Source organism: Fibrella forsythiae, assembly GCF_017353175.1.
GTDB lineage: Bacteria > Bacteroidota > Bacteroidia > Cytophagales > Spirosomataceae > Fibrella > Fibrella forsythiae.
Map to the genome: position 1 here is coordinate 1 of NZ_JAFMYW010000028.1, position 10638 is coordinate 10638.

Sequence of the window (10638 nt, forward strand, 5' to 3'; positions counted from 1 at the left end):
GGGGGCCGGGAGCAGCGATGTGCTGCTTGATAAAGCTCTTTAGCAGGGAGTGGAAGGTAGCCATGACTAGAGGCGACTGGTTGAGTGAAGGAATTCGATGAGCTTGTTTTGCACCAGCAGCTTGTGATAGCGGGCCAGTACGGGCAATAGGGGCGGTTGCTTGCCCGGCTCCGTCCAGGCGTGCACGTAGCCCAGGTAGAGCTCCGTGTCAGGGTCGTACTTGATCAGGCCCAGTAGCCGGGTGACCGGCTTACCAAAGCCGTCCAGCTGGGGCTCCTGGGTTTGCCTGTGCAGCTCGCAGGTATGCTCATCGGTATGCAGCCAGTGCAATGATTCACTGGCCACGGCCTGGAGGTTGGGGTCCACCGCCTCCACGTAGGGGCAGGGGGGACTACTCATGAAAGTGCTTGTCCAAAGGGTTCTTCAGTGCACTTCTCAGGGCGGGGATCACCAGCGAGGCGATCAGCAGCCCGATGACGGTCAGGGCGATCTCGTTCATATAGTGGGCAGGGGGATCTTGGCCAGCCATAACACTTGTTCGTAGTGATCGATCAGGGCGTTTAAGGGCACTGACAGCAGGTGCGCGTCGGGATCTTCGCAGTTGACGATCAAACTTTCTACCGGGTCAAGGCTTAGCTCCACGCCGCTAAAGGGCCGGATCAAAAGGGCCATGTTCTTGCCCCCCTGCCAGTGCTGACGCTGGGCGTAGAGATCGCGCAGGCGGCGCAGGACCAGTTGCAGATCAGGGTCTTGAGTAGCCACCAGGGGTCGGTTGGCGGCGCTGGGCTTAGTCTGGGGGCTAGGCATGGTGATGGCGCTTGATGGAGGAGAGCTGATCCCGCATGAGCAAATCATACAGCGTGGCGCTGGTGGGCGAGCCAGACAGGCGCTCTTTGAGGCGCACCCTGGCCAGGATCTGGTAGTCCTGGATCTGCTTGAGGCGGAGGCTGGGGCCGCTTGGGCCGCTGGGGCCACTGGCTGGGGCGGGGCTGGCGCTTTGGGCCGCCCTGACTACATTTGTGCGATTCATGACCGAATCAGTTTACCGCCCTGACCCTGTGTACGAGACAGGATCGGGGCTTTTTTTGTGAGAAATAGGGTAAGCTTTAAGGAGATGCAGTAAGCTAGGTTTCGATAGAGCCCTTTCTATTGTTTCTGAACGAAGTGTTCAGCCGCCTGCTCTACCAGTTGAGTGAATTCAGGATCTGACACCTTACTACTCCAAGCATTTCGCCAGCGAGTAGCATAAATGAGTCGATCAATTTCGCTGTTCACGGCAGTGATAAATACTAACACATCCTGTTGACCCACGCCCTCTGGCAGGCTGGCCCTCGCTTCGCGCATGCGTTCGCGCCAGTTCTGAGAGGCGGTGACTTTCTGGTAGGTGCTCATGACCGTTCATACTTGTTTTTCTAGTACTGACTCAACGGCCTTGTATGACTTACAGCCATTATATACTTTAGCCTTTGTTAGTGGCACTAATTCTAGTATCACTATAAATGATGGCACTAAATTCTATTAACTCTAGAATATAAACAAGAGTTATTGGAAATATTTTTTCTATGCCCTTTTCGGCAACGCTATTTAGGACGCTCAGAAAACGCACAGGCTTGACTCAAGCTGAATTTGGCAAGCGCGTTGGCTTGACAGGAGGAGCCATTTCTCTTTATGAAAAAGGTAATGCGCCTCCATCTGACAAGCTGGCTTCAATTGCTCGTGAGCTAGGAGTCACTGTCGATGAGTTGTTGGTAGGTGAGACGTTCAGTCAAGAGCCTATTCAGACATTAGCAGGGAGTGCGAAATCAGCTCGGCCTAACATTGCTGAGTTGTACACCCAGGTTCCATTCCTATCTATTAGAGCCCAAGCAGGACTCCCCCAGATAGATTACAATGATGGTGTTATGAATTGGGTAGAGGAAACCTACCCGGTCTTTCTCCCACTTGTACCCATTAATGAAAAGCATCTTGTCATTGAGATACAAGGTGACAGCATGGAGCCTGAGATTAAATCAGGTGCAGTAGTGCTAGGGCAGGCTATCACTAAAGATGACATCAAGTATGAATCAGGCGGGGTTTATGCCATCATCTACGGCAACAATCGATTTGTAGTAAAGCGAATAAAAACCAACGATTTAATGACAACTGGTTCGCTTATACTTTGGAGTGATAATGAAAAGTACGGTCAAATTGTTGTGCCCGCTAGTGAGTTACATTGCATGTGGAAGATCACACATAAAGTCAATGAACATGTTCGATAAGGTTGACAGTGAATAACCAATTGTAGCTAGATTAGTCTACAGTATTCGATACATGTTATCCCAAGCGCTAAATGCCAGAGCAAGATATTAAGCAGCATGTAGGTCAACTGATACGGGAAGCTCGTAAGGCCAAAGGGTTGACTCAAAAAGATTTATCAAAGGAGCTAGGAGTCTCGGAGACTGCCGTAAACAGGTATGAAAGCGGCCAAAATTTCACAATCGAAACTCTTTTTAAGATTGCGAAGGTTATTGGCGTTTCAGTAGAAAGCCTAGTAAAAGGGGTCTAAAAAATTTGCCGCAAAACACAACATATATGTTGTGTTTTGCGGCATTTCATGCTATATTCGTACAGCCTAACGGCAACAAAAAGCCCCAACGCTTCTATTCTTGGCGGAATCAGCGAAGGGGCAGGTAATTCACTCAAACCATAAGTTCAAATGAACACGGTGCAAAACTACGCCCAATCTACGGGCGGTGCAACTCCCCTTGAGCCTACTGCTCAAACCCTACAGCAGCAGCTAGAGACACTACAGAACGTGGTGCTGACGCTGAACAATCCTATGTTTAAAGCGAAGTATAGCTATGTGGCCACGGCGAGTGAGCAACAGTTGAGCCAGGCGCTGGCCCGAATGATCGGGGAGCTGGACCCGCTACTTTTAGAGGCGCTGGCTTAAGCAAAGTAATCTGAAAACCTCTTAGCAAACCGGCTTGTCTGACGATGGGCCGGTTTATTGCGTGTGAACGAATTGAGTATAGGAGCTCAGTAGTTTTTAGCCTAATGGTCAGCTCACCTAACTTGCACATGCCCCCTTTGACCACGTAGAGAATACTATTGATGATCGAACTGTCGAACTGTTTTCGCTTGCGCTGCTAGATTTTGGTGGGCAGCAAAAGTTTGATAGCTTGCCATTGAGAGTGGACAGCCCACCGCTACGGTCAGATCGGTTGGATAAATCATCAAGGTTATTTCTTAGTTCTCACCTTAAACTACCTGACTCTCACTTTCCGTGAAACATTAGACGACCTTTAAAGGACGGTTACATGGTTGGCACCGTTAATCACTTATATGAAAGTTACAGTGCCATAAATCATTTTTGGACGAATACGCCCAATCAACAGCGTATGAAGATTGCGGCCCAACTGTTAGGCCATGTGCTGATCATGCAGAAATCCTATGATACGTCGGCCAGTGCCGAGGCCTGGCGAACCCATGATTTAAGAGTTAAAACTAATCTACCCAAAAAATTTGAAGATGATTTTATATACCGCTTGCTTTTTGCTATTTTGTTTGGTAGCTGTAATTATAGGTAGATATACAATCGTTAAAAAATTGCGTGTCTATGAAGCTAATTTTGAATTTTATATAGAGTTTTCAAATGCATTTACTGACTTTGTAGATAGTAAACAAATGGGAAAAGCTGATTTTCAAAAATACGGTTGGTTACTCACAAAAATGGATAGAATGCAAAACCTCTTAGGCTACATCGGAATAGTACGTTATTCAAATCCTATGAGACGTGAGGTATTTAATAACTATCCAGTTATACTAAACGAAATTCCAAAGTTGAACGACATATACTTAGACAATAATACAATTGGTAGTATTCAACAAGCCTTACTCAGATATAATGGAATAACAAGTGAAGAAATTAGTGCAATTCGTGAGCAATTAAACAGTTACCTAAAATGTTTTTCTGAAGGTATTGCTCAAATTGTTTCTGGCCCGTTTTACGTTCTTTCAGCCTTTAATTTACTTAGTTTATCTACGGTAACTTGGTTAATTAATAATAAAATTTACAGGGGATTATCAGGGCTGGTTGTAGGTATCGTATGGTTAACCGGATTTTCTAGTGATTTTGTTACTGTTCTAGGCTTCGATCCAGTCAAGAATTATTTAGCGAAGCAGTTCAATAGAGACACGATAAAAAATGGTAATACACGAAACCGCGCCGTTCCCGTTATAAGTCTTAAGTCACAAATTAAACAGCCTTTGGCCGCGCAGCCTAAAAAGGACTCCAATATAAGCAGAACCGCGCTAGGTAATGACACTTTCGAGGTAAAAAGTAGACCAATACGAGCTGTTACGCCAAATAATCATCGCAATTAAATCCTATTTTATTCAAACTTAAATTTTATGGTTCAAATATCAACTTTGCCACTTTTAGTTGTCCCACAAGAATTTTTCTCTACTGATAAAATCCTTTATGTAGACATTCTAGATGTGACTGACGCACCCACTAGTATGAGAGTTAGAATACTAGCACAATACGGAGGATTTGAATACAAAAGGAAAACATATTTTCCGATCACTCTAAAGGGAAGCCCAGAAAAGTTATTTATTAATTTAAAAAAAGGAGTTGCTTTTAACTTTGGCGGAGGACTTGAAACAATATTTATTTTTGACGGAAAATTAGATGAAGCTCTAAAAGATAAAAAAATTTATGACTTTACTAAACATTACAAAAACTTTGATGGATAATTCACAAAAGAAATCAATTTTTTAATAGAACGATATATTGAGCCTTATATATAAATACTTATAATAGTTCATTTTTGTTTCCACAAAGCTATTATTGCAACAATAGCTGATCCAACACTTATAATTATACTCCACACAGATAAGCTAGATGATCTATGACTGGAAAATGCATTGTAAGCTAAATTGTGTATAATGCCATTTCTTAAAATGTCTTTACCTTTTTCGGTTATACTAAACTCAATAAGAAGTTGATCTACTTGTTTTGTCTTTACAAGCTCTAGAGCAGTTAAATAATGTATCTCTTTAGCTGTGTCCGGCATTGTTGTTCTCCACATTATCAGACGATTATTTCTGTGCATTCTCGCTATAACAAAAACTAAGTCTTTTGATGTTGTTGGACCAGCTGATAATAAAGTTTCTAATATAATCACTTGAAGAAGATGGCGTTTATAAATAGAGAATATATTATCAGTTCTATCTCCATTCACTTCTAATATTTCGTTTATATCTTTAAAATTAATCATCTTCTTAGAATTTACTCGAAAGGTTTCTCAGAATAAATACCCCTTAACTGTTGTGTAACAAGCTTATAAAGCTATAAAGTAGAGCAGTAAATAACTATAACATTGGAAGTTATATAAAAGTTGTTAGTGAAATCATTGATTTTAACAAAAATCAGCAGTTGGTTGTTAGAACAAGAAATTTTACTTTCGCTTTTACCCCTTCTGGCAGTTGTATAAAAATAATAAGTAATTAAGATATCAAAGAATCGTTTATAAAAACCAATCAATAATTATTATGAGCACTCCCAAAAATCATCATTATGTTTCGCAGTGTCACATAAAAAAATTTTTTAATGAGGCAGAAAGTCGCATATTTATGTATGACAAAGCGAAAGCTAACTTTTATTCTTCCCGTTCAACTAAAAATATTTTTAGTGATAAATACGGTAATTCTAGATACGATAATGGCGAAATAGATCATAGTACTTTAGAAACCGAGCTTAGTGATTATTTTGAAACAGAGTTCGCGGAGAATTGTGAGCTCATCGAGCATGCGGTTATAAACTTAACTATAGATGCTATCGAGCCTTTAGTGAAATTAACTAAGTTTGGTATATTGAGTGAGTTACGGCATCCCTCTTTTAAAAAAAGAAATGATGATACACTTCTTTCGACATTTAAAAGTCTTCGCCCAAACTCTTCTCCTGAATTTACCAAGGAATTAGACAAATTAATATCTGTTTTTGACAAAACAAAGTTTTTGAACATAGGTAGTTATAAAGAGTTAGCAGATAAGATATTTTTGCGTATGGGTAATGCTGTTTATACCATTATTAAAATTGAAAATGATGAACATTTTATATTAGCTGACAATTATGGAGTTATTAAAAGGTCTAATTTGGCTAAGAATTCACTCGCTCGCATAGTTACGGGAGTAAGTTTCCCATTAACGAGCAAGCTATTTTTACACGTAGATTCAGAAAATGTCGAACTTAGTAATGTTAAAATAAAAAAAATATCAGATCATAAAAATAGAGGATTTTCCGAAATTATAAATAAAGAAATCTTTGATAATGCTATAAAAACAATAGCTTGTGAAAGTGAAGCTTATTTAAAAAAATTCATAGCAAATCTACATGATAGCCAGTAGTAATCATAGACATTCTATTTAAGTCTATGATTACTACTGGCTATCAAATTTTGAATACGTGCAGATATTTGAGCTAGATTAAGTCTTCCATTTTGACATCTTCATGTAATCTGATATGATTATAGTAGTTACCGCTTAAATTTAATATGTCAGCACCGCCTGAAAGTATAACTTCTTTACGTGGTGTTACTGCAGCGATAAGGTCAGAATTTAAGAAGAAGGCTTGTTCACCTGATGGTGAATTAATTCCTTGAACTGAACAGGGACGTCCCCAAATCTTTATTAACTTCATTGGTATATCGGTTAAAATCGTTTAAATTTTATTGTTTTTTAGTAATCTGACTCGTTAAAGATTGTATTCTTTTAGTAGCATTTTCAATCTTCTTTGCTCTTTCATACTGTTCTAACTTTTCATCCAGTATTAATTCAATACCGACTTTTACAATTTCAAAATGTGTTAGGCAATCATTTTCGTTAAGGCTATGTATACCTAGGCTTAATATACCATAAAGCTCCTTATTTTCAGATAGAAAACTAGGCACAAAATCTTTAATATAGTCTATTTTTTCGCTCATTCGCATTTTCTTAAAAACTTCATTGTTAAATTCTGTTCCCAATCTTGCTTTTTCAAATGCTTCGTCTACTAAATTCTCAAATATTCTTCTTAAATAAACATACGAACCAATTCCAATACCATTAGCAGCAAGACCTATAGCTCTTGTGAATTCCTTAAGCTTATCTTTTGAAAGAACTTTATCGTATTTCTTTATTTGACTAATATTAAAATCAGCTATCGATGGAAATTGGCCATATTTTTGAAAAATCTCATTTTCCTTGTTCCAATAAACTGCATAATGAACTCTCTCTTTGGTTCTTACGCACTCCAATATAAATACGCCCGGTTTTGACCACTGTTCGTACGCATATATACCACCGCCTGTATCTTTGTTAGGATAATTTATGACTTTGTATGTTGTATTTTCCTTTTTGGTTGGATTATAAGCATCTATTGATCCATCAAAACTCAGCAATTCTAAAAATTCACCATTGTTTTCTGGCGTAATCTTTATCTTTGTATAAAGAGGAATTTCAAAAAAAAACGTATATGGGGTTAGATTTGACATTTTGTTTAGTGTTAGTTTTTTTAATTAAATTACATAAAAAGGGTCTAAAGTATTGTTTAATTTACTACCGAAAATTTCATCATGGGCTTTTATAGAAACGTGCTGCTGATTCCAGCCTCAACATTTCACAGATGATATCTTTAAAGCATAAGTATTATTCAATAGTTCGGGTTTCTCGCTCTTTTGGCAACCCGTTAGCATTAGAGTCAATGAAATTAAGCGCTTGTAGTATCCGGTGTGAAATATAGTCAGCCGTTGTGTTATTTGCATCACCACTCAATCAATGTTTGATAATTGCACTTGCTAACAAACGTTTCCTACTTGTCGCCGTAGATGTAACTATGCAAAACAGCTAATAAGCGAGGCACTTTATACATATATGACAGTCGCGGAAACTCATCGAGTAATATCAGTACTTTCCGATCAACATTATAATATTTGGTCAGTGTTTATAGTATTAAGCTAAAGAACATCCACACCCATGCCGCGTAATCCCCAAACTCCTTAAACGGGGCGTAGATAAAATTGTCGTTGGTTTCTGGGCGGCGGTATTTAAATTGAAGTCAGACGCGGTCAGCAATGCATGCAGCTTTTTGTCTTTCAAAATATTGATAATTTCTTCAACCGTGCCAAAAATGTTTCTTCTGTTTTGGCTGCTTTATCTATTAGCTGGTCTGATATAGTTCCAGTTGTGCTGGCCCCGTCAACGGTTTCATCCATTGCTATCGCTGCCAGCAGCGTTTTTCGTTTCCCATCGGCAGATGTGAGCCACCTATAAACCGTTTCAAAGCTACCTTGCCCCGTGTGATGGGCGTAGCTTAGACAGAGGCTGGTATAGTACGTCAGCGATGAATAAGCTGTCCCCCTCTAGATAAGTGTTCTAATCGACAACATTGCTAGTGCTATCGGTAGTATAAAGATTACTAAACCATTCATCTTTACCACCTCCTTTTATTATTAAAATGACGAAGAGGGAAGACCCTTTGACTTTGTTAACTAAAGCATATTACAGGAGTCAATTAAACAACTGTCTATTAATAATAGTGAGTCTATAATTTATTTTCCTATAAAAGCTTGTAGGACATGGACAAGAGAAGCGAACAAATGCGTAACTAATGCTACGAATGGGTAACGGCTTACATCATTGATTTTTTTGATATCGCGATGTCTATCTTGGTATGTTTGATGCTTTTGATATGCTATTTTATATTTTATATTTTTTCTGTAATTATATTTTGACAAATGTTTATATACGCTGTTGTGTTTATAAATAATATCGGTTCTAGTGGACTTATTAGAATTTTTATTACTACTTATTGCATCATTATTATATCCTTTACTAGATTCTATAGACACTATAGAATCTAGTAAAGGATATAATAAGAGCGTTTGGAATACTTTTTTGTAAAAACCAATGTCCTTTATTTTATCTAATAAGATATCAGCAACCACTGCTAGTGCAGCAATGATAATAGTTGCAGCGAGAGCTATAGAAATATATAAAGCTATGTTTATCACTCCCAGACAGTTTTAAAAACTAAATACAATACGAGACTAAAAATTCCAAGAATATTTGATAAAGCAGCTAAACCAATTCTTGGTAGTGTGTTTAAAGAAGATGTTGTTTCTATTCTATGAGCTATTTTAAAATTCCAAGCTGTAAAGATGAAGTTCAATAATGTCAAACCTCCTAATACGTAGGATTTATACGGATCAAGCGCAGGAGTAGTATATTCCATATTTTTCCAGTATTCCTCGCCTTTCATAGCAGTATTGATTATATCCCAAAGAGCACCATAAGTGAGAAGATTCAATTCCGGTCCAGTAGACCCCCTCGGCACATTACCAAACTTCTTCACGAGCACTATAAGCACAACTGTTACGCCTACGGTAGCCAACGCACTCGCCAATCCATCAAAGTTAAGGTTAGGCATTTAGTTTTAAAACTTATATTGATCTGTCTCTTAATAATAAACAAATATATCTGTTTCAATACGTTTAACGTTGAATTCTACCTAAAGGCTCGTTTTGAGTAATTAATCGTTTAATCAATAATGTTTATTCAGTTGACCTTGTTATTATATAAACGTTAGTTGTTCCTATGACATAGGTGCCATTTATTATATCAAACTGCCCTTATAACATAGTAAGAACGACCGTTCTTAATACGTTATGGACAGGAATAAAGCCTGCCAGATCAGCCAAGTGGCCGGTAGGTCATAGCTAGCTAGGTGAGCCGTTTGTCCAGGCCTGGTCTGGGTGATCGGGGAGTTGTACCAACTGCTGGTAGAGGCGCAGGTTTGATCGTAGTAGCTTTCCGGATATACCCACAAACCATCCACGGGCGTTTTAAGAAGGATTTAGCCTGCCAGGTACGGGCGCGGCATTGAACCATGGTTAAACAGCTTACGATCCAGGGTAGCTCAATCAACGACATCGCCTCCTTCTATGAGGAGATCAACCGGGTATTTATGGCCCAGGAGAACTGGCTGATTGGACCCAGTCTGGACGCGCTTGATTATTTACTTCATGGTGGCTATGGAGCCCTGCAAGGAGCCCAATCGGTTGATCTGCGCTGGCACAGTATGGACCATAGCCGCAAAGCGCTAGGTTATCAAACCACCCGAGCTTACTACCTGGCTAAGCTTGAGAGCGGCTCACCTTATAACAAAATTCTGTTTGAAGAAAAGCTGCGAGCCCTGGAGGCGGGCACCGGGCAGACCTATTTTGACGTCATTATGGCTATCATAGCCGACCATCCGACTATCAAGGTGACTGGTTGGTGATCACCCTCCCGCTCACCCAGCAGCTACGCTTCTCTGGCTCACTCCGGCCTGCTTACCCGGATAGCTCGTTCCCAGGGAGCGGGCTGGAGTGAGTGGCTGGCTCTACTTCGTAAAAGGCTCGCCAGCGGGAGGCGAAGAGGCCTTGCCGGTCCTGGCCTCCGCTTACCCTAACCAGTGATCCCAGGTCAGGGAGCCGCTTGCTCCCATTCGCTCAGGATAGCCATCGATTCACGGGCAATGGCCTGCAAGGCTTCCCGGGTGAGAAAGGCCTGGTGACCCGTTACCAGCGCATTGGGCAAGCCCAGCAGCTCCTCCACCAGGGGATCGCGTTGAGACGT

17 protein-coding genes are annotated in these 10638 nt (G+C 40.3%); 8 read left to right on the forward strand and 9 right to left on the reverse strand.

Features of this window, described 5'->3' with window-relative positions:
• Window positions 1-66: 66 nt before the first annotated feature.
• The 4 genes from J2I46_RS32080 to J2I46_RS32095 form a co-directional block, all read right to left on the reverse strand.
• Window positions 67-399 (reverse strand): hypothetical protein, encoded by a 333-nt coding sequence (locus J2I46_RS32080; protein ID WP_207333206.1) that lies wholly within the window; start codon window positions 397-399, stop codon window positions 67-69.
• A gap of 96 nt (window positions 400-495) precedes the next feature.
• Window positions 496-807, reverse strand: a complete 312-nt coding sequence (locus J2I46_RS32085; RefSeq protein WP_207333207.1) for a hypothetical protein — start codon at window positions 805-807, stop codon at window positions 496-498.
• Window positions 800-1030 (reverse strand): hypothetical protein, encoded by a 231-nt coding sequence (locus tag J2I46_RS32090; RefSeq protein ID WP_207333208.1) that lies wholly within the window; start codon window positions 1028-1030, stop codon window positions 800-802. Before J2I46_RS32090 ends, J2I46_RS32085 begins: the two co-directional genes overlap by 8 nt.
• A 116-nt stretch (window positions 1031-1146) precedes the next feature.
• Entirely contained in the window at window positions 1147-1392 is a 246-nt protein-coding gene (locus J2I46_RS32095; protein WP_207333209.1) for a hypothetical protein, read from the reverse strand.
• A gap of 170 nt (window positions 1393-1562) precedes the next feature.
• Between J2I46_RS32095 and J2I46_RS32100 the strand changes: the two genes are divergently transcribed.
• From J2I46_RS32100 to J2I46_RS32120, 5 genes are all read left to right on the forward strand, one after another.
• Window positions 1563-2258, forward strand: coding sequence for an XRE family transcriptional regulator (locus tag J2I46_RS32100; protein WP_262898080.1), 696 nt, complete (start codon window positions 1563-1565; stop codon window positions 2256-2258).
• 71 nt (window positions 2259-2329) lie between these two features.
• A complete protein-coding gene (locus J2I46_RS32105; RefSeq protein ID WP_207333211.1) occupies window positions 2330-2545 on the forward strand; it encodes a helix-turn-helix domain-containing protein in 216 nt (71 codons plus the stop codon).
• 150 nt (window positions 2546-2695) lie between these two features.
• On the forward strand, window positions 2696-2932 hold the full coding sequence (locus J2I46_RS32110) for a hypothetical protein (protein WP_207333212.1): 237 nt from the start codon (window positions 2696-2698) through the stop codon (window positions 2930-2932).
• 578 nt (window positions 2933-3510) lie between these two features.
• Complete coding sequence (locus J2I46_RS32115) at window positions 3511-4365, forward strand: hypothetical protein (RefSeq protein ID WP_207333213.1); 855 nt, start codon at window positions 3511-3513, stop codon at window positions 4363-4365.
• Between the two features lie 27 nt (window positions 4366-4392).
• A complete protein-coding gene (locus tag J2I46_RS32120) occupies window positions 4393-4737 on the forward strand; it encodes a hypothetical protein (RefSeq protein ID WP_207333214.1) in 345 nt (114 codons plus the stop codon).
• 68 nt (window positions 4738-4805) lie between these two features.
• Here J2I46_RS32120 and J2I46_RS32125 read toward each other — a convergent pair whose 3' ends face one another.
• Window positions 4806-5261 carry a hypothetical protein gene (locus J2I46_RS32125; RefSeq protein WP_207333215.1) on the reverse strand — a complete coding sequence of 152 codons (456 nt, stop codon included), beginning with the start codon at window positions 5259-5261 and terminating at the stop codon, window positions 4806-4808.
• 274 nt (window positions 5262-5535) lie between these two features.
• On the opposite strand from J2I46_RS32125, the gene J2I46_RS32130 reads away from it, so the two are divergent.
• The gene (locus J2I46_RS32130) at window positions 5536-6390 is read left to right on the forward strand and encodes a DUF4238 domain-containing protein (protein WP_207333216.1); all 855 of its coding nucleotides are present in this window, start codon (window positions 5536-5538) and stop codon (window positions 6388-6390) included.
• A 73-nt stretch (window positions 6391-6463) separates the two neighbouring features.
• On the opposite strand, the gene J2I46_RS32135 is transcribed toward J2I46_RS32130, so the two are convergent.
• Window positions 6464-6682 (reverse strand): hypothetical protein, encoded by a 219-nt coding sequence (locus J2I46_RS32135; protein ID WP_207333217.1) that lies wholly within the window; start codon window positions 6680-6682, stop codon window positions 6464-6466.
• A 28-nt stretch (window positions 6683-6710) separates the two neighbouring features.
• Window positions 6711-7514: a hypothetical protein gene (locus J2I46_RS32140; RefSeq protein WP_207333218.1), complete on the reverse strand. Its 804-nt coding sequence runs from the start codon at window positions 7512-7514 to the stop codon at window positions 6711-6713.
• Window positions 7515-8097: 583 nt separating this feature from the next.
• Here J2I46_RS32140 and J2I46_RS32145 point away from each other — a divergent pair.
• Window positions 8098-8292: a hypothetical protein gene (locus tag J2I46_RS32145; protein WP_207333219.1), complete on the forward strand. Its 195-nt coding sequence runs from the start codon at window positions 8098-8100 to the stop codon at window positions 8290-8292.
• A gap of 278 nt (window positions 8293-8570) precedes the next feature.
• Here the strand turns inward: J2I46_RS32145 and J2I46_RS32150 are convergent, their stop codons facing one another.
• Entirely contained in the window at window positions 8571-9032 is a 462-nt protein-coding gene (locus J2I46_RS32150; RefSeq protein ID WP_207333220.1) for a hypothetical protein, read from the reverse strand.
• Window positions 9029-9448, reverse strand: coding sequence for a hypothetical protein (locus tag J2I46_RS32155; RefSeq protein ID WP_207333221.1), 420 nt, complete (start codon window positions 9446-9448; stop codon window positions 9029-9031). Before J2I46_RS32155 ends, J2I46_RS32150 begins: the two co-directional genes overlap by 4 nt.
• Window positions 9449-9907: 459 nt before the next feature.
• Here J2I46_RS32155 and J2I46_RS32160 point away from each other — a divergent pair, with 459 nt between their 5' ends.
• The gene (locus tag J2I46_RS32160; RefSeq protein ID WP_207333222.1) at window positions 9908-10300 is read left to right on the forward strand and encodes a barstar family protein; all 393 of its coding nucleotides are present in this window, start codon (window positions 9908-9910) and stop codon (window positions 10298-10300) included.
• Window positions 10301-10638 lie beyond the last annotated feature (338 nt).